This is a genomic window from Usitatibacter palustris, assembly GCF_013003985.1.
Lineage (GTDB): Bacteria > Pseudomonadota > Gammaproteobacteria > Burkholderiales > Usitatibacteraceae > Usitatibacter > Usitatibacter palustris.
In genome coordinates this window covers 2,132,200-2,153,381 of sequence record NZ_CP053073.1, presented here as the reverse complement: position 1 = coordinate 2,153,381, position 21,182 = coordinate 2,132,200, and the positions used below count along the sequence as shown (strand labels likewise).

The window sequence follows — 21,182 nt, the reverse complement described above, 5'->3', positions numbered from 1 at the left end:
GATCAGCCCAGGGCTTGCTCGATGTCCGCGAGCAGGTCGTCGAGGTGCTCGACGCCGACCGATAGCCGCACGAGGTCGGCGGGGCAGAGCGTGCCGGGGCCCTCGACGCTCGCGCGATGCTCGGCGAGGCTTTCCACCGATCCCAGCGACGTCGCGCGCTTGAACACCTTCAGGCGGGCGGTGAACGCCTTGGAGGCTTCTTCGCCGTCCTTCACGCGAAGCGAGAGCATTCCGCCAAAGCCGCCGTGCATCTGCCGCGCGGCGACCGCGTGCTGCGGGTGGGAGGCGAGCCCCGGGTAGAGCACGTGCGAGAGCCGCGCGTGCCCTTCGAAGCGCCGCGCAATGGCAAGCGCGTTCGCACACGCGGCGGCAACACGAAGATGCAACGTGCGCATGCCGCGCAAGAGAAGCCATGCTTCGAACGGACCGAGCACCGCGCCGCTGCCACTGCGCAGGTACTTGATGCGCTGCCAGAGTTCGTCGTCGGCCGCGGTGGCGAGCGCGCCCGCGATCACGTCCGAGTGACCGTTCAGGTATTTCGTCGCCGAATGCATGACCAGATGCGCGCCGAGCTCGAGCGGGCGCGTGAGCAGGGGTGTCGCCACGGTGGAATCGACGGCGAGCACGGCGCCCACCTCACGCGCGATCGTGGCCGCGGCGGCGATGTCGGTGATGTCCCAGGTCGGGTTCGCGGGGGTCTCGATCCAGATGAGCCGCGGCTTGAGCGCGCGCGCCTTCGAGGCGAGGTCGTCGATCGCGGCGTTCTCGTAGAACTCGACCTTCAGTCCCCAGGGTGCGGCGGCACGCAACAGCCAGTTGCGAAACGCCCAGTACATGTTGCGCGGCACCAGCGCCACGTCGCCGGGTGCGAGCGCCTGGAAGACGGTGGCCGCCGCGGCCTGGCCGGACGCGAAGAGCAGCGCGGCGTGCGCGTTCTCCAGTTGCGCGAGCAACGCCTCGGCCGTGTCGTAGCTGGGATTGTCCGCGCGCGAGTACACGCGGCCGCCGGGATAGTCGCCCGCGGCACCGCGCTCGTACGTGGTCGAGGCGTGGATCGGCGGAACGATGTCCTTGTAGGGCTCCGAGACACGTCCCGGGCCCTGCGCGGCAAGCGTTTCGGGATGCAGGGGCTTGGTCACACCGGCATGAAATAGAACATCAGGGCGATCACGAGATAGACCGCGATCAGCTGCACGCCCTTGAACCAGTTCGACTTGCCGTCGGCGGCGATGAACGCGCCGATCAGCACCGCCATGAAGAGCGATCCCGTCTCCGCGCGGCTGAACGAAAGCTCGAGGGGCTGGGGCCCGATGAAGTAGCTCGCGATCACCAGCACCGGCGCGATGAAGAGCGCGATCTGGATGCAGCTTCCGAGCGCGATGCCCACCGTGAGGTCCAGCTTGTTCTTGGTCGCCATCGCGATCGCCGAACCCGATTCCGCGGCACCGCCAACAATCGCGAGGAACACGATGCCGATGAAGACTTGCGACATCCCCAGCGCCTTGCCCGTCCCTTCGGCCGCGCCGACGAGGATTTCGCTCATCCATGCGGCGAGCAGCGAGGCGAGCACCAGGCCGCCGATCGCGCGCTGCTTGCTCCAGCGCGGGCCTTCGTGATCGTGGCCACCCGAATCGCTCTTGAATTCCTCCGGGTGGGTCTTGAGCATGAACACGAGGTAGAGCACGTAGGCGGCGAGCAGCACGACCGCGAGGCCGATGTTGAGCATCGCTTCCTCACGCAGCGTTTCATTGGGTGCGAAGAAGCGGCTGAAGGCGCTGGGCATCATGAGGCTCACCGCGGCGATGAGCATCATCGAGCTGTACATGCGTGAAGCGCCGACCTGGTAGGTCTGCGTGTGGAAGCGAAGCCCGCCAAGGAAGAAGGCAACCCCCAAGGCCAGCAGGAGGTTGGCGAGAATCGCACCGGCGATCGAGGCGCGGACCATCTCGACCAGCCCTGCCTTGAGTGCCACCAGCGCGATGATCAGCTCAGGCGCGTTGCCGAACGTCGCGTTGAGCAGGCCCCCGATCGCATCGCCCGTGTAGGTCGCGAGGTGTTCCGTCGACTGAACGATGAGGCGGGCGATCGGCACGATGGCGATCGCGGCGGAGAAGAAGATCCAGGGTGCGGGCGCGCCGGCGTGTTCGAGCCCGAGCGTGATGGGAATGAAAGCGAAGAGCCAGTTGACCGAAGGCTTCAGAACGCGCCACCGAGAGCGAGGTGGAGATTCACCCGTTGCACGAGCCGTTCGCTGCGCACGCGCAGAAGCGATGCCTGCGCGGCATAGAGCGCGAGGTTCTGCTGCATCACGGCGCGCAGGTCCGCGGAGCCCACGCGATAGCGGTCGTTCGCAAGCACTACGGTACGTTCGTATTCGATGACGGCCTGCCGCAGTATCGCCTCGCGCGCATCGAGCGCGAAGCTCGCCGACAGCGCGTTCTCGACTTCGGCGAAGGCGCGCGAGCCGATGCGCGCATATTCCGCGAGCGCCTGTTGCTGCTCGGCGGTTCGGATCTCGACCTGGGATTGCAACTGGCCGCCGAGGAACAACGGGGCCACGATCGAAGCGCCTGCGCTCCAGACCGGGTTGTCCCGCTCCTTGAGCACGAAGAGCTCGCTGGAGACGGACGTCAATGTCGCGGTGAGGGAGATTCGCGGCAGGCGAGCGGCCTTGGCTTCCTGCGTGCGGTAGAACGCGGCGGCCACGCGGCGATCGGCGGCGATCACGTCGGGGCGGCGCTCCAGTAGCTCGGAGGGCATCCCGACCGGAACGACCGCGAGTGGCGTCGAAAGCGTGGAGGGGACGCTGAGAATGGCGGCCGGATAGCGTCCCACCAGGATTTCGAGCGACCGCACCGCCTGCTGGTACGCGTTGTCCAGGTTCTGTACCGCGTCGCGGTAGGTCTGGAGGTTGGCCTGCGCGAGGCGCAAATCATATTCATCGCCGACGCCGACACGCATGCGCTCCTCCGAGAGGAACGTTATGCGGGTCGAGGCCTGCACGGTCTCCTCCGCGAGCTCCTTCAGCATCCTGGCTTCCGTCGCGAGGAACCAGCCCTTGGCAACTTGCGCCGCGATGGACTGCTGGGCGAAGGCGGTGTCGAGCATGGTGGAAACGTATTGGTGCTCGGCCGCGGCGGAACCGGCACGAACGCGGCCCCAGAGGTCGAGCTCCCAGTTCGCGAAAATGCCGCCGCCCTGCAGGCCGCTCGCATCGCCGCCCATCTGCCCGCCGCCGCGCGCGACCGCGTTCACCTGCGGCCAGAGCGTCCCGCTCGCGAGGCGCTGGTACGCCGCGGCCTGCTCGATGCGCGAGGCCGCGACCATCAGGTCCGGGTTGTACGCGATGGCCTCGGCCACGAGGGCATCGAGGGCTGCGTCGTTGAAGGTCGCGAGCCAGCGTTCGGTGACGACGGCCGGCGTTCCGCCCGGCGCGATCCACTGCGGGGGGACCTGCCGGTTGGGCGAGGCCAGGGCGAGCTCCTCGCGATCGGGGGGCGGCGCCAGCGCGCAACCGGCAACGGCCGCGGCCAGCGTGGCCGCGAGGAAGGGACGAAACGCGCGCATCGGGCTCAATGCAGCTTGAGGACGAGGTAGTTCACGTAGGAGCCCACGCGGAGCATCACCTTGCGGATGATGTGGAGCATGTGGAGATGGTCCGTGTAGATCGCGGCCGCGCCGGCCGCGCCCGCGGCCATGAACATCGCGCGGTCCTTCTCGGCGATGTTGAACTTGACCGCGTAGCGGCCCGGCGGCTGCGCGAGCATTCCCGCCATCGGGATGCTTCCGCTCGCCTGCAGCTGGCCCGCGCCCTGCGCCCAGATGACCGAGTCGACCGAGCCCTTGACGACCTTGCCGGGCTGCGTGTTGAGCGTGAACTCCACTTCATTTCCCGGGGCGACCTGGTGGAGCTCGTTCTGCGAATAGAAGGCGATCACCTGGCCCTCCGCTTCGACCAGCGTCATCACCGGATTGAGCGGCAGGCCCGCGACGAAGAAGCCCTTGCGCAGCTGGAGGTTCACCACGTAGCAATCGCACGGCGAGACCGTCGTGGTCTCCGCGAGGAGCCACTTCGCGTTCTCGAGTTGCGCGCGGATCTGCGCAACCTGCGCGAACTCGCCGTTGGCCTTCGCGCCGAGCTTCTGCATCACCTGCTGCTCGCTCGCGAGGGCCTGTGCCTCGGCGGCCTTGGCCTGCGCTTCGGTGCTGCGCACGGCATCCAACTGGCCTTCCAATTCCTTCAAATCCGTTTCGGCGCGTTCGACTTCGAACCGGCTTCCGGCGCCGCTTGCCTGCAGCTCGCGATACTGCGCGACGCGCTTGCGGGCGAGTTCCAGCTTCGCGCTCACTTCGCGCGTGCGGCTGGCCGTCTGCGTGATCACGCCGCGCGTTTCCGCGACCTTGCCCCTGGCGCCCTTGAGGGATTCCTCGATCTCGCGGTTCGAGGCCTGCGCGGTCGCGAGCTGCGCGGTCAGCGTGTTCACGTCGAGCTGGTAGGGCGTGGGATCGACCTTGAAGAGCACTTCGCCCTTCTTGACCAGGCGGTTGCCTTCCTCGACCGGGACTTCGATCACGCGGCCGCGCACCTGCGAGACGATGGGAATCGTGTACTTGTAGACGCGCACATCGGCCGAGGAGGGCGCGAAGACGTTGAGCAGCAGGATCATGCAGGCCAGGCCGACGACCGGGATGATGACGACCGTGACCTTCCAGGGCGTGGTCCAGGGAAGCCACTTCTTCTTGATGAAGATCAGCCAGACGAAGAACGAATAGATACCGAGGAGAATGGCTTCCATTTAGCCTTGCCCCTTCTCGATGGCGGCGGCGGCGCGCGTGGCTTCCTCGGCGCGCAGCTTGATCAGTTCTTCCCGAAGCGTGCGCAGCTTGGGCGGCAGGTTGCCGCGCGCCTCCATCGCGTCGAGCTCTTCGCGCAGGTGGTAGAGATCCTCGCGCACGAGCTTGCCTTCGCGATGCTTCTCGGCCATGTCGTGGAAGTAGTCGTCGTGCTTGTCGGTGCCGTAGGCGGCGCGATAGCCGACGGGTTTGGTGTAGGCCCAGAGCCACGCAAGCGGCCAGAGCAGGCCGCCGAACACGAGCGAGAGCAGGCACAGCGTCGTGATGGCTTCCTTCTGCGGGTGGTGGCGCTTTTCCGCGATGAGCTCGGGCAGGATGTGCACGAGCCAGAACACGACGATCGCCAGGATCGGAACCACGATCAGCACGATCACGGTCAGCACATCGGCGAAAGTGTCGAGCGCTTCGCCCTGGAAGATGGAAGCCTGGGCCGGCGCGGCACCCAGGACGAGGAGGCCGGCGCAGAGGACTCGAAGCGCGGCCGGGCAGGATCTGTGGAGTCGCATGGGCATAGTTTACAACTCCAAAGGTGAAAGGCCGCCCGGGGGCGGCCTTTTTTTGATGCGGGCAGCACGCCCGGCACGAGGCGTTCCGTGCTAGCGGGGCGTGTACACGAAGCGGCTGAAATCAGCAGGACGCGCCGTGCCCGACGTATCGAAGCACAACATTCCGATGAAGGCCCCGGTGAACGAGCCATGCGCGCCGCGACCGCCTTCGTCGGAAATCACGCTCGCATCGAGCACCGGGCCGATCTTCATCCAGCCCTGGCCCGCGTCGTAGTGGAACTGCAGCGTGGCGCGATCGACGTCCGCGGCGAAGGCGATGGGACCGTTACCGGGAACGGGGATCGGTGCGGACAGCGGGAAGGTCATGCGGCCGTCGGGGTATTCGCCCGGGCACGACATCATGGTGAGACAACGGCCGTGCGTTTCGTGCCATGTGACCGCGACGAAATGGAACTTGAAGCGGTTGTAGTAGTAAGTGAGTCCCGCGACCTGCTGGTACGTGACCGGATCGAACGTGACGGCGGTCTCCGCGCGGAAGATGAAGTCTTCCTGCCGGCGTGCGACGAGACTCTGCTCGAACCAGCTGCCCACCGATTCGCGCCCGTGCAATCGCAGCGCCGAGCCCGTGAGCGAGAACAGCCGCTCGGGGTAGGGCGTGCGCAGCCACTGGAACTCCATCGGCAGTTCCTTGCACTTCGCGAAGTCGCGGCGGATCTCGACGTGCGGCTTGGGCATCACCTTCGGATCGGGTGAAGGCACTTCCACCTGGGGCACGACACCGCCACTTTCGAGGTAGAGCCAGTCGTCGTCCTTCCACACCACTTTCTGGATCGCGGTCTCGCGGCCGAGCGGCGAGCGTTGCGTGCCCGGCAGCGGACGGCCGCACAAATGCGTGTGATAGAAGGCGCCATCGGGCGTGTCCACGATCTGCCCGTGCCCCGCGCGCTGCAGCGGCGCATCGAGATTGTCCTTCGACGTGATCGGATGCTCGAGCGGGTGCGTCTCGTACGGCCCGTCGATCTTGCGCGAGCGCGCCATCGTCACCGCGTGGTTGTACGCCGTGCCGCCTTCGGCCGTCGTGAGGTAGTACCAGCCGTTCCTCTTGTAGAGGTGCGGGCCTTCCACGAGTCCGAGCTCGGTGCCGCGATAGATGTTCTTGATCGGGCCCGTGAGCTTGCCGGCTTTCGCATCCCACTCCTGCAGCAGGATGCCGTCGAACGCCGGCGTGCGCGGATTGCCGCCGATCGAAGCCGTGCGGTAGTTCCACACCATGTTCACGAACCACTTCTTCCCGTCGTCATCATGGAAGAGCGAGGGATCGAAGCCCGAGGAGTTCGCGAACATCGGTTCGCTCCACGGTCCCGTGATCGAGGGCGCGGTGACGATGAAGTTGTGCGAGTCCTTGAAGTTGCCGTCGTAGCGCTTCACGTCGGTGTAGACGAGCCAGAACTGGCCGTCGGCATACGACAGGCACGGCGCCCAGATGCCGCACGAGCAGGGGTTGCCGCGCATGTCGAGCTGGGAAGCGCGCGTGAGCGGGCGGCAGACGAGCTCCCAGTTCACGAGGTCCTTCGAATGGTGGATCTGCACGCCCGGATACCACTCGAACGTGGAAACCGCGATGTAGTAGTCGTCGCCGACGCGGCAGATCGAAGGATCGGGATTGAAGCCGGGAAGAATCGGGTTGCGGATCATTTTGGCGTGCGTCCGAGGCTGGGTTGCTTGGGGTCGTACTTCCATCCGGGCACCAGGTACTGCATGGCCATCGCGTCGTCGCGCGCGCCGGTGCCCACCTTCTTGTAGAGCTCATGGGCCGCGCGGATGCGGTCCATGTCGGGCTCGATGCCGAGGCCCGGCTTCTTCGGCACGGCGACCACGCCGCCCTTGATCTGCAGGGGCTCCTTCGTGAGGCGTTCGGTGCCTTCCTGCCAGATCCAGTGCGTGTCGATCGCGGTGATGTTTCCGGGGGCCGCGGCCGCCGCGTGCGTGAACATCGCGAGCGAGATGTCGAAGTGATTGTTCGAGTGCGAGCCCCAGGTGAGGCCCCAGTCGTGGCAGAGATGCGCGAGCCGCACCGAACCCTGCATCGTCCAGAAGTGCGGATCGGCGAGCGGAATGTCGACGGCGCCGAGCAGGTGCGAGTGCGCCATCTGCCGCCAGTCGGTCGCGATCATGTTGGTGGCCGTGGGAACGTTGGTCGCGCGGCGGAATTCCGCCATGACCTCGCGCCCGGAGAATCCGTTCTCGGGACCGCAGGGATCCTCGGCATACGAGAGCACGTGGCCCTGGCCGCGGCACAGCGCGATCGCTTCGGCGAGCGACCAGCAGCCGTTGGGATCGAGCGTGACGCCGGAATCGGGGAAGCGCTTCTTGATGGCGGTGACTGCGGCGATTTCTTCTTCGCCGCGCATCACGCCGGCCTTCAGCTTGAAATGGCGGAAGCCGTAGTGCGCGACGGCCGCTTCGGCCTGGCGAACCATCGCTTCGGGCGTGAGCGCCGTCTCGTGGCGCACCTGGTACCAGCCATCGGCTTTGCCGGTGCCGGCGAGATAAGGAAGATCCGTCTTCGCGCGGTCGCCCAGATAGAAGAGATACGCGAGCATCGCGACCGACTCGCGATGCTGGCCGGTGCCGAGCAGGGCGCAGACCGGAACATCGAGATGCTGGCCGAGGAGATCAAGCAACGCAGCCTCGATCGCGGTGATGACGTTGTCGAGCCTGAGGTTGATTTCGTGGGGCTGCTTGAGCACCGCGGCTTCCGCGGCCGAGGTGACCTGGTGCTGCTGGCCGCTCGCCTTGCCGACGATCGCTTCACGCACGGCGTTGAGCGTGCGGTTGTACTGGCCGACCTCGGTGCCCACCACGACCGCGACCGATTTCTCCAGCGCCTTGAGGATTCCGGTGCTTCCGGGCACCTCGCCAACGCCGATCCGGCCCGCGCTGTCCTTCAGGACCACGACATTGCGCAGGAAGTAGGGCGCGTGGGCGCCGGCCAGGTTGAGGAGGAAGCCATCGGCCCCGGCGACCGGGATGACGAGCATCTCGGTGACCCGGGGGCTTCCGGTATGAGGCGTAGGCGACATCGGAGCGGAGACTTCTCGTTGTATAGGGCCGTTTGCTGCCCTAAGATAGAGGTAGCGTTAGCGCTACCATAAAAAGCATTCTGGAGGAGACATGAACCACAGTCAACGCGGCCGCCGCGCCGTGATCGCATTTGCATGGGCCTTCGCGAGCGCTTTCGCCTTCGCCCAGGACGGCAGCCACTGGGTCGCCTCGTGGGGCACCGCGCAGATGGTCCCGGAAGGCGCGAATGTCCTCGCGCCCGAGCTCTGGCGCGATTCGAGCCTCCGGCAGATCGTGCGCGTGTCGCTCGGCGGGCAACGGGTCCGCGTGCGGCTTTCGAACGCATTCGGCACGACGCCGCTGATCGTCGAAGCCGCGAGCCTTGCGAAGTCCGAAGGACCAGGGAAGGCGGGCATCGACGAGAAGACCGCCCAGGCGCTGACCTTCAATGGCCGCGCGGCCGTGATGATTCCCGCCGGCGCGGAGTACTACAGCGATCCGCTCGCCTTCGAGCACGCCGCCGGCACCGACTTCGCGATCTCGATGTACTTCAAGGGCGAGCCGGTGCGCCAGACGGGGCACCCGGGGTCGCGGACGAACAGTTTCATCACGCGGGGCAATCGCATCAAGGAATCGGGCTGGTCCGAGGTGGTGAAGGTGACCCGCTGGTACAACATCGCCGACATCGAGGTGATGGCGCCGCGCAGTGTGGGCGTCGTCGTGGCGATCGGCGATTCGATCACCGACGGCCATGGAGCCACCACGGACGGCAACGATCGCTGGACCGATGCCCTGGTTGCGCGGCTTGCGCGCGAGAAGGCGCCGGCGATGGGTGTCGTGAACGCGGGTATTGGCGGCGGCCGCATGTTGCGCGATGGCCTCGGACCCAGCGTCACCGCGCGCTTCGACCGTGATGTGATCTCGCGTAGCGGCGTCACGCACGTGATCATCCACATTGGCGTAAACGATCTCGGCGGCCAGCATCGCAACGCGGAGGACTTGCCCGAGGCGCGCGCCAAGTTGCTCGACGACCTGAAGACCGCCTACAGGCAGGTCGCCGATCGCGCCCGCGCACAGAAGGTCTGCGTCATCGGCGCAACCATCACGCCGTACGTGGGCAGCGACTACTACCGCCCCAACGCCGACAACGAAGCCGATCGCCAGGCGCTCAACGCGTGGATCCGCAACTCCGGCACGTTCGATGCCGTCGCGGATTTCGACGCGGCCATTCGCGACCCCGCGCAGCCCGAGCGCATGCACAAGGACTACGACAAGGGCGACGGCCTGCATCAGTCGCCGGCCGGATTCCGTGCGATGGCCGAAGCCATCCCGCTCGCCGCCCTTCGCCCCGGCTGCAAGTGAAGCTGCTCGCGGCGCTCGTGTGCGCGCTGCTCGCGGGTTGCGCGAGCACGCCCTCGCCGATGGTGACGTATCGCAACCCGGTGCTGCCCGGATTCCACGCGGACCCGAGTGTCTGCCGCATGGGCGAGGACTACTACCTCGCGACGAGCAGCTTCGAGTATTTCCCGGGTGTTCCGATCTATCACAGCCGCGATCTCGTTCATTGGCGCCAGGTCGGCCACGCGCTCACGCGCGAGAGCCAGTTGCCGCTCAAGGGCCAGAAGGCCTCGAAGGGCATCTTCGCGCCGACGATCCGCTGCCACGGCGACACGCTCTACATGATCACCAGCAACATCGACAACGGCGGCGACTTCTACGTCCACACGAAGAATCCCGCGGGCGAGTGGTCGGAGCCGGTGTGGATCAAGCAGAAGGAATGGTCGATGGACCCGTCGCTCTTCTTCGACGACGACGGGAAGGTGTACTACACGCGCCATGGGGGAGGGCGCAACGGCGGCGTGTACCAGGCCCAGATCGATATCGCGAGCGGAAAACTTTCGGCCGAGCCGCGCCTCATCTGGCCGGGCACCGGCGGCATCTGGCCCGAGGGTCCGCACCTATATAAGGTGAACGGCTGGTACTACCTGCTGATCTCCGAGGGCGGAACGTCGTACGGGCACATGCTCACGATGGCGCGCTCGAAGTCGCCGTGGGGACCGTTCGAGGCGAATCCCGCGAACCCGATCCTCACACACAAGGCGCGGCCCGACCTTCCGCTGCAGGCCGTTGGCCACGCGGACCTCGTCCAGACGAACGCGGGACATTGGTGGCTCGTGATGCTCGGCGTCCGCCCCGTCGATCGGCATCACCATATCGGGCGCGAAACGCTGCTCAGCCCCGCGGCGTGGGATGAGAACGGCTGGCTGCGCGTGAACAACGGGCAGCCGCTGCAAGTGGAGATGAGTGCCGCGGGATTGCCGCCGCCGGCGCACTGGATGGCCGAACCGCCGCGCGATGATTTCGACAGCCCGAAGCTTGGCGTGAAGTGGGCGCATCTGCGTGGACCCGCGACGGGCCTGTGGTCGTTGACGGAGCGGCCCGGCTACCTGCGGCTCAAGGGTTCGAAGGACACGCTCGAGGATGTCGCCACTCCGGCGTTCGTTGCCCGGCGCCAGGAGCATTTTCGCGTGCGCGCTGCGACCCGCCTCGAGTACACGCCGGCCGCGCCGTCGCACGCGGCGGGGCTGGTGCTTCGCCAGACGGAGTCCGACCACTACGTGCTTCGCGTGACGGGCGCACCCGAGGCGCGCGTCGAGCTGGTGACGCGCGTGAAGAACGTCACGACCATCCTTGCATCGCAACCGTTGCCGGCGGGCGCCGTGACGCTCGAGGTCGAAGCCTTCCCGGATCGCTACGAATTTCGCTACACCGCTGGATCGGGTTCGAAGCAACCCATCGGGCAAGCGCCGACGCAGCCGCTGTCATCGGAAAAGACCGGAGGATTCACGGGTGTCTTCATTGGCATGTATGCGACAGGCGCGGCAGGTGAAGTCGCCAACCCGGCCGACTTCGCCTGGTTCGACTATGAGCCGCTGGAAATCGGCATTCCTTAGCGCGGCGCTGGCGGTTGCACCGGCTCCCGCTTTCGCGCTCGGCGAGGAACCCTTCGTCGCTTTCGAAGCATCCGCGGGGGCGGCTCTCCTCGTCGACGGTGACAAGGTCGCGACACTGGTCACCGACAGCGGCGAGCACGAAGGCGTGGTGCGCGCGGCCGCGGACCTGAAGGCGGACATCGAGCGCGTCACGGGAGCGAAGCCGAACCACCTGCGCGGAGTCAAGGCCTTCGGCCCGCACGCGATCGTGATCGGCACGCTCGGGAAGAGCGGCTTCATCGACGGCCTCGCGCAATCGGGCGCGATCGACGTCTCCGCCATCCGCGGCCAGTGGGAGGGCTTCGTGATCCAGGCGATCAAGTCGCCCTGGAGCAATGAGCCGATCCTCGTCATCGCGGGCAGCGACAAGCGCGGCACCATCTTCGGGATCTACACGCTCTCCGAGCAGATCGGCGTGTCGCCCTGGTACTGGTGGGCCGACGTGCCCCCGGCGCAGCACAAGCGCCTCTACGTTCCCGCCGCAACGCGCGTCGCGGACAAGCCCGTCGTGCAGTACCGCGGCATCTTCCTCAACGACGAGGAACCGGCGCTCACCGGCTGGGCGAAGGAAAAGTACGGCGGCTACAACCACAAGTTCTACACGAAGGTCTTCGAGCTGATCCTGCGGCTGCGCGGCAACTACCTGTGGCCCGCGATGTGGCGCTCGGCATTCTTCGACGACGACGCGCAGAACGGCAAGCTCGCCGACGAGTACGGCATCGTCATGGCGACCTCGCACCACGAGCCGATGATGCGCGCGCACATCGAGTGGCATCGTCATGGCAACGGTCCGTGGGACTACACCCGGAACCAGGACGAGTTGCGCAAGTTCTGGCGCGACGGCGTCAGCAAGACGGCCGACTACGAAAAGGCGATCACGCTGGGCATGCGCGGCGATGGCGATTCGCCGATGGAGAGCGAGGCGAACGTGGCGCTGCTCGAGAAGATCGTCGCCGACCAGCGCGCGATCATCGCCAACGAATACCGCACGGAGCCTTCGAAGGTGCTGCAGGTCTGGGCGCTCTACAAGGAAGTGCAGGAGTACTACGAGAAGGGCATGCGTGTGCCCGACGACGTGCTGCTCCTCTGGTGCGACGACAACTATGGGAACAACCGGCGCCTTCCGACGCCGGCCGAGCGCAAGCGCCCCGGTGGCGCGGGGATCTACTACCACTTCGACTACGTGGGCGGTCCGCGCAGCTACAAGTGGCTCAACGTCACGCCGCTCCCGAAAATTTGGGAGCAGATGCACCTCGCGTGGAAGTACGAGGCCAATCGTCTTTGGATCGTGAACGTGGGCGATCTCAAGCCGATGGAGGTGCCGATCGAGTTCTTCCTCACGTACGCGTGGAATCCTTCGCGCTGGCCGGCCGACCGCCTGCAGGAGTACCTGCGCCTCTGGGCCCAGCGGGAGTTCGGTACCGCGGTGGCCCACGACGTCGCCGACATCGTCGCGAAGTACGCGAAGTACAACGGGCGGCGCAAGCCCGAGGCGCTCGAGCCCTCCACGTACAGCCTGCTTCACTACGGCGAGGCCGAGCGGATCGTGGCCGAGTACAACGCGATCGCCGAGCGCGCAGAGAAGATCCACGCGCTGCTGCCGGCCACGCACCGCGACGCATTCTTCCAGCTCGTGCTCTATCCCGCGCGAGCCGGCGCGACGGTGACCGAGCTCTACGTCACGGCGGCGATGAATCGCCTGCACGCGAACCAGGGCCGCGCGTCGGCCAATGACCTCGCGGCGCGCGCCCGCGAGCTGTTCGCGCTCGATGCCGAGCTCGAGCGCCGCTATCACCAGGACATCGCGGGTGGAAAGTGGAACCACATGATGTCGCAGACCCGCATGGGGTACCTCTACTGGAACGACCCGGTGCGCAACGTCATGCCCGCGGTGCACGACGTCCGGGTATCGAAGGCCGCCGACATGGGCGTGGCGGTCGAGGGCAATGAACACGCGCCACCGCGGTGGGGCCAGCCGCGCCAGGCGCTGCCCGTGCTCGATGCCTACGAGCGCCGGCCGCGCTCCCTTGAAGTCTTCAATCGCGGCGAGGAGCCGTTCGACTATTCCGTCAGCGCGAGCGAGCCGTGGATCACGCTCTCGCGCCGCTCGGGAACGGTGAAACGCGGCGAGCGCATCCTCGTCGGCGCGCGCTGGGACGAGATTCCGCCGGACGCGCAGCCCGCGACGGTCACAGTGACCGGCGCGAATGGCCGCAGGATCACGGTGGACGTGCCGGTGCGCGCGGCTACATCGGGTGCATCGGGTTTCGTCGAGACGCGCGGCGTGGTGTCGATCGAGGCCGAGCACTTCTCGCGCGAGATCGCGCCCGGCGGCCGCAAGTGGCTGCGCATCCCCGATCATGGCCGCACGCTTTCGGCGATGACGACACTCCCGGTCGAATCCGCACCCGAGGGCATGGCGCTCGAGTACGACGTCCACCTCGCGAAGGCCGGCAAGGTGAAGGTCGTCACCACATTCGCGCCGACGCAGAAGTTCCAGCCGGGCGAGGGCTTGCGCTTCGAGGTTGCGATCGGCGACGAGCCGCCGCAGCGCGTGAACATGCACGCCGACGAATCGCGTCCGTACTGGAGCAAGACGGTACTCGACGGTGTGGCGGTCTTCACGACCGAACACTCGGTGCCTCGCGCGGGCGCGAACGTCCTGCGCTTCCGGCCGCTCGACCCGGGCATCGTCCTGCAGAAGATCGTGATCGATGCGGGCGGCCTGCAGCCGAGCTACCTCGGGCCTCCCGAAAGCCCGCGGATCACCGCTCGATGAGACTCCTTGTCATTGGTGGCACGGGCTCCTTCACCGCACGCGTGACCGAGCTCGCGACCCAGCGGGGCCACGAAGTGATGATCGTCACGCGCGGGCGCCGTGCATTTGCCGTGCCGCTCACAGTGCGCGCGTTGGTCGCCGAACGCAGCGAGCTTCGTTCGCACGCGACCGAGCTCGCCGCATTCGCGCCCGAAGCCGTCGTCGATTCGATCTGTTTCGAGCCCGAGCGCGCCGACGACCTGGTCGCGCTGTTTCCCGCGGTCAAGCGCGTCGTGCTGGTGAGCACCGTCGATGTTTATGGAGAGGACGTGGGCGGCATGCCGGTCACCGAGGAACGCGTCCCGGCACCGGTCACGCCCTACGCCACGCAGAAGCTCGCATGCGAGCGCATCGTGCTCGCGGGGCTCGGTGCGCGCGCGACCGTCGTGCGGCCCGAGCACATCCTCGGCCGCACCTACCTCACGGCGAGCCTGTGGGGACGCAGCCCATACGTCGTCGACCGCATTCGCAAGGGCAAGCCCGTGCCCATCATCGACGGCGGCCGCAACCTCATTACGCCCGTCTACGCGCTCGATATCGCTCATTGGGTGCTCGCCACGCTGGAGAACCCGCTCGCCGACGGGGAGGTGTTCAACGTCGTGGGCGGCGAGACGATCACGCTGCGCGCCTACTACGAATGCATCGCGCGCACGCTCGGGACCGAACTACGACTCGTCGCCATTCCTTCGCAGGTGTTCGCGCGCCACGTGCCCGCGCCGACGCAATTCAGCGTGCATCGTCCGTTCAGCTGCGGGAAGGCCATGGGCCGCCTGCGGCACCGGGCCATCGGCACGCCGCAATCGATGCTCGATGAGACGGTCCGCTACATGCTCGAGCGCGGGCTGGTGAAGGATTGCGCGGAGCACCCGATCGACGACCAGGTGGTCGACCTCGCGCTTCGCCACGAGGACGAATGGGGCCGCCTGTTGCACGGTCGCCCGCAATAAAAAAGCCGGCGCACAAGCGCCGGCTTTCCCTGAGCGAAACCGCCTTGGGCGGTCTTACGCCTTGTACGCTCCGCAGGCGAAGATCAGCCCGTCGTGCTTTTCCCAGTACATGCGCTTGGGCTCGATCTTCTTGCTGACCGGGTTGAAGAACGTGAAGTCCTGCCAGCCTTTTTCGGCCTTCTGGGCAGCTTCCATGCGCTCCTTGATGTGGTATTTCCCGTCGCCGTCGCGCAGCTCCATCATGTTCTTGCCGACCATCTTCGGGTTGATGTGCGCGAGCGCCATGGCGTCGGGCGTGTAGACGGTCACGTAGAGGTCGCGGTCGACGAACGGGCCGGGGTTCTTGTTGAAGTCGGCGATGGCCTTTTCCTTGCCGTTTTTCTTGTAGTGGGCGATGGCCTTCTTCACCATGGCCTCCGCGTCGGCGGTGGTGGCGCGCGGGGCGTCCTGCGCGAAAGACGTGAGTGATGCGAACGCGAGGAAGGTGGCGGTGAAAAACGAGATGAATCGATTCATGGGATCTCCGTGATTGGGTCCGTGGGGCGGGCCGTGAAAAGGTATCGCGGCAGCCAGCAGGATCTGTGCGCCGCCATGATAGGACCCATGCCGCGGCCGGAGTGTGAGCGGCGTCACAGAAATGCCCGGGCACTGGTTTACAACCGTAGTCCGGGCGAAATAGGCCGGGAAAGGGGTCTCTATAGAATGGCGGCTGCCGGTCAACCTCCGACCGGGACAAATCAAAAAAAATGAACCTCCGCAACTTCAGCATCGGTACCCGCCTCGCCCTGGGCTTCGGCTCCATCCTGGCGATCATGCTCGCCGCTCTCGTTGCCACGACGTGGTTCGGCGAGCGTTCGCGCCAGTCCTTCGGGCAGGCGCTCGAGTCCGCCCGCGCCAAGGAATCGACGGCCGCCGAGATGCGCACCGTCTCGCTCGCCCAGTCCTCGTCAATGCGCAACATCGCCCTGCATGCCGAGATCAAAGGCATGCAGGCCGACGAGGAGCGCGCGCGCAAGCTCGGCGCCCGCTATGACGAGTTGGTCTCCCAACTCACGCGCCAGCAGCTTTCTGCCGCCGAGCGCGCCATCGTCGACGAGCTCATCCAGGTGGACAAGGCCCTGGACGTTCCCCTCAAGGAGGCGCTCGCCCTGGCCACCGGCTTCCGCCAGGAAGAGTCGGCCAAGGTGATCATGGCGGACATCGACCCGCTGGTGACGCGTTCGCAGGACGGCCTCGAGAGACTCATCAAGCTGCAGAACGACGCCAACCGCGTCACCATCGAGGCGGCGGAATCCGAAGCCGCCCGCGCCCGCAACGGGGTGGTCCTGCTCGCCCTCGCGATGAGCGCGGTCGCGGTCGTGGTGGCCTGGTTCACGACCCGCAGCATCACCGTTCCCCTCGGCGAGTCGGTGGCCATCGCGCGCCGCGTCTCGTCGGGCGACCTCACCGCCAGGATCGAAATCTCGGGCCGCGACGAGCCGGCGCAACTCCAGGCGGCGCTGCGCGACATGAACGCGGGGCTGGGCGAGATGGTTCGCCAGATCCGCGGCGGCGCGGAGTCGATCGCAGTCGGCGCGGGCGAAGTCGCGGAGGGCAACCTGCAGCTCTCCAGCCGCACCGAGGAGCACGCGAGTTCGCTCGAGGAAACGGCCTCGACGCTGGAGGAGTTCACCAGCACGGTGAAGCAGAGCGCGGACAACGCGAAGAAGGCGAGCGAGCTCGCGATGTCCGCCTCGAAGAAGGCGCACGACAGCGGCGAGGCCGTGGCCGGCGTCGTGAAGACGATGCAGGGCGTGAAGTCGTCCTCGTCGCGCATGGCCGAGATCGTCGGCGTGATCGACGGCATCGCGTTCCAGACCAACATCCTCGCCCTCAACGCCGCGGTCGAGGCCGCGCGCGCGGGCGAGCAGGGCCGCGGCTTCGCGGTCGTCGCCTCCGAGGTGCGCACACTCGCGCAGCGCTCCGCCTCGTCGGCCAAGGAGATCCGCTCCCTCATCGACGATTCGGTGAAGGGCGTCGAACAGGGCGCGCGCCAGGTCGAGAGCGCCGGCAGGACCATGGAAGAGCTCGTGACCACCGTCCAGTCCGTGGCGTCGATCATGGGCGAGATCGCCGCGGCGGGCACCGAGCAGAGCTCGGGCATCGAACAGATCAACAAGGCCATCGCGCAGATGGATCACGTGGTGCAGATGAACGCCTCGCTCGTCGAGGAGGCCACCGCCGCGGCATCGAGCATGGCCAGCCAGGCCGGCGAGCTCGCGCGCTCGGTCGCGCGATTCCAGGTCGATGGCGCCTCGGATAGCGCCACCGTCGCGGCCGGGGCAGCGATGATCGCCGCTCCGCGGGCTTCGCGCCTCGCCGCCCGTTCGTCCGCTACGGCGCCACGCACAGCGCTGGCGAAGGCGTCTGAAGGCGACTCGGAGTGGCAGGAATTCTGAGCGTCGTCGCCGCGTAGCCTCGTCGAGTCCCTCTATTTCCGGTTGGGCATCGCGCGAAACGCGTCGGCCATCGCGGTGCGCATCGGCTTCGCCTTGAGCTGCGCGTCGTAGGGGCAGGGCCGCTTGGGCATCCCGTCCGTGCGCGGCTGGCGATCCATGTCCTGGAGCCAGCTCGCGTTGTCCGCGAGGCCCCAGGTCATCACCGTGTGCAGGCGCGGGTAGCTCAGCGTGAGATCGAGGTAGGTCTTCGCGAGCGACGCGACCGCCGCATCGCGCACGGCGATATCGCTCGGGAAGTGGCGATCGTGCACATCGAACTCCGTGATGAGCAGGTCGTAGCCCATGGCCGTGACTTCATCGAGGAACCGGCGCCACTCGCGCACGTGGGAGTCACCCGTCGGCGGCTCGACGCCGTCTTCGGTCGAGCCGATGTGGCTCTGCAGGCCCAGGGCCGTCACCGGTGTTCCGCGCTTGCGGAACTCCGCGAGGAGCTTCAGGACGCCCGCACGGTGCTTCGTGTAGCCCGCGCCCCAGCTCATGTAGTCGTTGTAGACCAGCTCCGCGTGCGGCGCATGCTCCTTCGCGAGCCGGAACATGAGGTCGACCTGGTCCATCGCGCCCAGGCGCTCGGTGAAGACGTTGACGCGCATCTCGCCGGTCTTGGGATCGATCGTCTCGTTCACGACGTCGTAGCTCACGATCGTCTTGCCGAAGTGCTTGCAGACCGTGCTCACGTGCTCGGTGAGCAGTCGCTCGGCTTCCTTCTTGGGCTGCGCCCCGAAGTCGTATTCGTTCACCCACTTGGGCATCCACTTGGGCGGCTGCCAGATGAGCGTGTGGCCGCGCACCAGGATCTTGTTCGCCGTGGCCCACGCGAACATCTCGTCGGCCTGCGCGAAACGGAAGGTGTCCGGGCGCGGGCGCAAGGCCTGCCACTTGGTCTCGTTCTCCGCGACGATCACGCCGCACTCGCGCGCGTTGAGCGCCTGGTAACCCGCGTCGTGGAAGCGCGAGCCCGCGCGCACGCCGCTCGCGGAGATGCCCATCGCATTGCCGAATCGGAGGCCCTTCTTGCGGCCGATCGCATCGAGCGACTCGAAGGGCTCGCTGGCATGTGTCGAGAACGGGAGGAGAGCGCCGGCGCCGGCACCGAGGAGGAGCTTCGAGAAGTCGCGGCGTGAGGTCATGGCGTCTCAGGCAATGGTGAGGGTTGTCTTCTTCAGGTCGCGCGAGTTCGGCCCGACCATCAGGTCGTAGGTGCCGGTCTCGACGACTTCCTTCATCGCGGCGTTCCACAGGGCGAGCGCTCGCGCCTCGAGCTTGATCGACACCGTGCGCTTCTCGCCGGGCTCGAGCGTCACGCGCGCGAAACCCTTGAGCTGCTTCACGGGGCGAGCGACGGAGGCAACCGTCTGCCGGACATAGAGCTGCACCACTTCGTCCCCGGCTCGCTTTCCGGTGTTGTGCACATCGACCTCCACCGTGACGCTGCCCGTCGGTCCAATGCGGTTCGCCGAAAGACGCGGCGTTCCGATCTCGAACCTGGTGTAGCTCAGGCCGAAACCGAAGGGAAAGAGCGGCACGGGCTCGCGCGCGCCGGCGCGAGGCACGGGGCGGGCGTTGTAATAGAAAGGGACCTGCGAGACATCGCGTACGACAGTGACCGGCAGCTTGGCCCCGGGATTCACGTCCCCGAAGAGCGCATCGGCCATCGCCGTGCCGCCTTCCTGCGCGAGGTACCAGCACTCGAGCAGCGCATTGCACTTGGCCACCGCGTTGGGCCAGCTCGGCGGGCGGCCGTTGATCGCGACGATGACCAGGGGCTTGCGCAGCGCGTGCAGCGCATCGACGAGCTCGTTCTGTTCGCCGACAAGATCGAGGCTGGTGCGATCGCCCAGGTGGTTGGTCGCATAGCCCTCGCGGCTGGTTTGCTCGGTGTCGCCGATCGCCAGCAGGATCACATCGGCCGTCTTCGCGACGGCGACCGCTTCCTGGATGAGCTCGCGGTTGCGCTTCGGATCGGCGAGCAGCACCTCGTCCGCGCCGCGGTCTTCACTCTGGGTGATGAACACGCCCTGGGCATGCACGACCTCGGCCTTGCCTGCGAGCTTCGCCTGCACGCCTGCGAGCAGCGAGATTTTCTGCCTGGGTTCGCTCGAGTAGCCCCCCAGCCGCGCGATCGCGGCGTTGGGGCCGATGACGGCCACGCGCTTGTGCGTGCCCGCCGCGAGCGGCAGGAGGCCATCGTTCTTGAGCAAACATATCGACCGATGCGAGGCCTTCAGCGCGAGCGCGCGCGCTTCGGCGTTGCCGGTGATCGTGCGCGCCTCGTCCCACTTCGCGTACGGGTTCTCGAACAACCCGGCGCGGAACTTGAGCGAGAGCATGCGGCCGCAGGCGGCGTCGATCGCGCTTTCGGGCACGCGGCCGGCACGCACGAGCGCGGGGAGGTTGCGGAAGGCGGCGCCATCGGGAAGCTCGCTGTCCACGCCCGCGGCAAGAGTACGCACCGCGGCTTCGGGGAGATCCGGGACGACCTTGTGCAGGCTCTGGAGATGCTCGACCGCGTTGTAGTCGCTGACGACGGCGCCATCGAACTTCCATTCGCCGCGCAGCACGTCGCCGATCAGCCACTTGTTCACGTGCGAGGCGACGCCATCGATCTCGTTATAGGAAGGCATGACCGAGCTGATGCCGGTGCGCGCGACGACTTCGCGGAACGGCGGGAAGAAGCTTTCGCGCAGCTCGCGTTCGCCCACCGGTGCGGGTGCGACGTTGAGGCCGGCGTTGGGTTGCCCGTGGCCGGTCATGTGCTTCAAGGTCGCGAAGACCTTGCCGGGCCCGAGCGTGCGGCCTTCGCCCTGCAATCCGAGCACGGCGGCGACCCCCATCTCGCTGCACAGGTAAGTGTCTTCGCCGAAGGTCTCTTCGATGCGGCCCCAGCGAGGGTCTCGCGCGATGTCGACCACGGGCGAGAGCGCGAGGTGCGAGCCGTGCGCGCGCATCTCGCGGGCGATCGTGCTGCTCACTTCGCGCATCAGCGCGAGATCGAAGCCGCCAGACAGCGCGATCGCCTGCGGGAACATCGTCGCGTCGGGCGCCATGTAGCCGTGCAGGCATTCCTCGTGACACAGCACCGGGATGCCCAGGCGCGTTTTCTCCAGGGCCCAGCGCTGCGTGTCGTTCACGAGGCGCACGATGTCCTCGGGATCACGGTAGCGCTTGTTGGGTATGTTCGGTGCGCCGCGGCGATCCGAGGGTCGCGTCATCTGCCCGAAGCTCGCGGGATAGGCCTTGTCCGCCTTCTCGGGCGAGAAGAAGCCGTTCGCATCGGTGACTTCGGTCTTCGTCATCCACAGCGCGATCATCTGCGCGCATTTTTCTTCCAGCGTCATGCGCGCGAGGAGATCCTTCACGCGCAGCTCGACCGGCAGCGAAGCATTCTTGTAAGCCGGCGGCGCGGCCTGTGCGAGCGCGGTGCCGGGAAGGACCGCCGCCGCACCCGCGTAGGCGGACAAACCGGCGATCGACTTGAGGGCGTTGCGCCGTCCGTTGCGCATCAT

Annotated in this window: 15 protein-coding genes; 5 read left to right on the top strand and 10 right to left on the bottom strand. The window is 66.9% G+C overall.

The window, feature by feature from the left end; translation table 11 throughout:
- Window positions 1-2: 2 nt before the first annotated feature.
- The 7 genes from DSM104440_RS10525 to DSM104440_RS10495 form a co-directional block, all read right to left on the bottom strand.
- Entirely contained in the window at window positions 3-1,139 is a 1,137-nt protein-coding gene (locus DSM104440_RS10525; protein WP_171162383.1) for a trans-sulfuration enzyme family protein, read from the bottom strand.
- On the bottom strand, window positions 1,136-2,119 hold the full coding sequence (cax, locus tag DSM104440_RS10520) for a calcium/proton exchanger (RefSeq protein ID WP_246212151.1): 984 nt from the start codon (window positions 2,117-2,119) through the stop codon (window positions 1,136-1,138). The genes DSM104440_RS10525 and cax overlap by 4 nt, the downstream gene beginning before the upstream one ends.
- 77 nt (window positions 2,120-2,196) lie before the next feature.
- Window positions 2,197-3,567 (bottom strand): efflux transporter outer membrane subunit, encoded by a 1,371-nt coding sequence (locus DSM104440_RS10515; protein WP_171162381.1) that lies wholly within the window; start codon window positions 3,565-3,567, stop codon window positions 2,197-2,199.
- Between the two features lie 5 nt (window positions 3,568-3,572).
- Window positions 3,573-4,796, bottom strand: a complete 1,224-nt coding sequence (locus DSM104440_RS10510) for an HlyD family secretion protein (RefSeq protein WP_171162379.1) — start codon at window positions 4,794-4,796, stop codon at window positions 3,573-3,575.
- The gene (locus DSM104440_RS10505; protein ID WP_171162377.1) at window positions 4,797-5,360 is read right to left on the bottom strand and encodes a DUF3302 domain-containing protein; all 564 of its coding nucleotides are present in this window, start codon (window positions 5,358-5,360) and stop codon (window positions 4,797-4,799) included.
- A 90-nt stretch (window positions 5,361-5,450) separates the two neighbouring features.
- Complete coding sequence (locus DSM104440_RS10500) at window positions 5,451-7,055, bottom strand: glycoside hydrolase family 43 protein (RefSeq protein ID WP_171162375.1); 1,605 nt, start codon at window positions 7,053-7,055, stop codon at window positions 5,451-5,453.
- Window positions 7,052-8,443: an enolase C-terminal domain-like protein gene (locus DSM104440_RS10495; RefSeq protein WP_171162373.1), complete on the bottom strand. Its 1,392-nt coding sequence runs from the start codon at window positions 8,441-8,443 to the stop codon at window positions 7,052-7,054. The genes DSM104440_RS10500 and DSM104440_RS10495 overlap by 4 nt, the downstream gene beginning before the upstream one ends.
- 91 nt (window positions 8,444-8,534) lie before the next feature.
- Between DSM104440_RS10495 and DSM104440_RS10490 the strand changes: the two genes are divergently transcribed.
- Genes DSM104440_RS10490 through DSM104440_RS10475 form a run of 4 tightly spaced genes read left to right on the top strand, consistent with a single transcriptional unit; the run spans window position 8,535 to window position 15,181 of the window.
- Complete coding sequence (locus DSM104440_RS10490; protein WP_171162372.1) at window positions 8,535-9,785, top strand: SGNH/GDSL hydrolase family protein; 1,251 nt, start codon at window positions 8,535-8,537, stop codon at window positions 9,783-9,785.
- The gene (locus tag DSM104440_RS10485) at window positions 9,782-11,377 is read left to right on the top strand and encodes a glycoside hydrolase family 43 protein (protein WP_212758031.1); all 1,596 of its coding nucleotides are present in this window, start codon (window positions 9,782-9,784) and stop codon (window positions 11,375-11,377) included. Before DSM104440_RS10490 ends, DSM104440_RS10485 begins: the two co-directional genes overlap by 4 nt.
- A complete protein-coding gene (locus DSM104440_RS10480; RefSeq protein WP_171162370.1) occupies window positions 11,349-14,195 on the top strand; it encodes a glycosyl hydrolase 115 family protein in 2,847 nt (948 codons plus the stop codon). The genes DSM104440_RS10485 and DSM104440_RS10480 overlap by 29 nt, the downstream gene beginning before the upstream one ends.
- Entirely contained in the window at window positions 14,192-15,181 is a 990-nt protein-coding gene (locus tag DSM104440_RS10475; RefSeq protein ID WP_171162368.1) for an NAD-dependent epimerase/dehydratase family protein, read from the top strand. The genes DSM104440_RS10480 and DSM104440_RS10475 overlap by 4 nt, the downstream gene beginning before the upstream one ends.
- Before the next feature lie 54 nt (window positions 15,182-15,235).
- On the opposite strand, the gene DSM104440_RS10470 is transcribed toward DSM104440_RS10475, so the two are convergent.
- Window positions 15,236-15,697 (bottom strand): cache domain-containing protein, encoded by a 462-nt coding sequence (locus tag DSM104440_RS10470; protein WP_171162366.1) that lies wholly within the window; start codon window positions 15,695-15,697, stop codon window positions 15,236-15,238.
- 230 nt (window positions 15,698-15,927) lie between these two features.
- On the opposite strand from DSM104440_RS10470, the gene DSM104440_RS10465 reads away from it, so the two are divergent.
- Window positions 15,928-17,619, top strand: coding sequence for a methyl-accepting chemotaxis protein (locus DSM104440_RS10465; protein ID WP_171162364.1), 1,692 nt, complete (start codon window positions 15,928-15,930; stop codon window positions 17,617-17,619).
- A 32-nt stretch (window positions 17,620-17,651) separates the two neighbouring features.
- Here DSM104440_RS10465 and DSM104440_RS10460 read toward each other — a convergent pair whose 3' ends face one another.
- Complete coding sequence (locus DSM104440_RS10460; RefSeq protein ID WP_171162362.1) at window positions 17,652-18,806, bottom strand: endo-1,4-beta-xylanase; 1,155 nt, start codon at window positions 18,804-18,806, stop codon at window positions 17,652-17,654.
- A gap of 6 nt (window positions 18,807-18,812) precedes the next feature.
- Complete coding sequence (locus DSM104440_RS10455; protein ID WP_212758030.1) at window positions 18,813-21,182, bottom strand: glycoside hydrolase family 3 N-terminal domain-containing protein; 2,370 nt, start codon at window positions 21,180-21,182, stop codon at window positions 18,813-18,815.

Excerpts from the sequence above, each read along its gene's own strand:
- DSM104440_RS10510 (WP_171162379.1), bottom strand. The coding sequence starts at position 4,796 with ATGGAAGCCATTCTCCTCGGTATCTATTCGTTCTTCGTCTGGCTGATC.
- DSM104440_RS10515 (WP_171162381.1), bottom strand. The coding sequence starts at position 3,567 with ATGCGCGCGTTTCGTCCCTTCCTCGCGGCCACGCTGGCCGCGGCCGTT.
- DSM104440_RS10455 (WP_212758030.1), bottom strand. The coding sequence starts at position 21,182 with ATGATGCGCAACGGACGGCGCAACGCCCTCAAGTCGATCGCCGGTTTG.
- DSM104440_RS10495 (WP_171162373.1), bottom strand. The coding sequence starts at position 8,443 with ATGTCGCCTACGCCTCATACCGGAAGCCCCCGGGTCACCGAGATGCTC.
- DSM104440_RS10465 (WP_171162364.1), top strand. The coding sequence starts at position 15,928 with ATGAACCTCCGCAACTTCAGCATCGGTACCCGCCTCGCCCTGGGCTTC.
- DSM104440_RS10490 (WP_171162372.1), top strand. The coding sequence starts at position 8,535 with ATGAACCACAGTCAACGCGGCCGCCGCGCCGTGATCGCATTTGCATGG.
- DSM104440_RS10505 (WP_171162377.1), bottom strand. The coding sequence starts at position 5,360 with ATGCGACTCCACAGATCCTGCCCGGCCGCGCTTCGAGTCCTCTGCGCC.
- DSM104440_RS10480 (WP_171162370.1), top strand. The coding sequence starts at position 11,349 with ATGAGCCGCTGGAAATCGGCATTCCTTAGCGCGGCGCTGGCGGTTGCA.
- DSM104440_RS10470 (WP_171162366.1), bottom strand. The coding sequence starts at position 15,697 with ATGAATCGATTCATCTCGTTTTTCACCGCCACCTTCCTCGCGTTCGCA.
- DSM104440_RS10475 (WP_171162368.1), top strand. The coding sequence starts at position 14,192 with ATGAGACTCCTTGTCATTGGTGGCACGGGCTCCTTCACCGCACGCGTG.
- DSM104440_RS10500 (WP_171162375.1), bottom strand. The coding sequence starts at position 7,055 with ATGATCCGCAACCCGATTCTTCCCGGCTTCAATCCCGATCCTTCGATC.
- DSM104440_RS10460 (WP_171162362.1), bottom strand. The coding sequence starts at position 18,806 with ATGACCTCACGCCGCGACTTCTCGAAGCTCCTCCTCGGTGCCGGCGCC.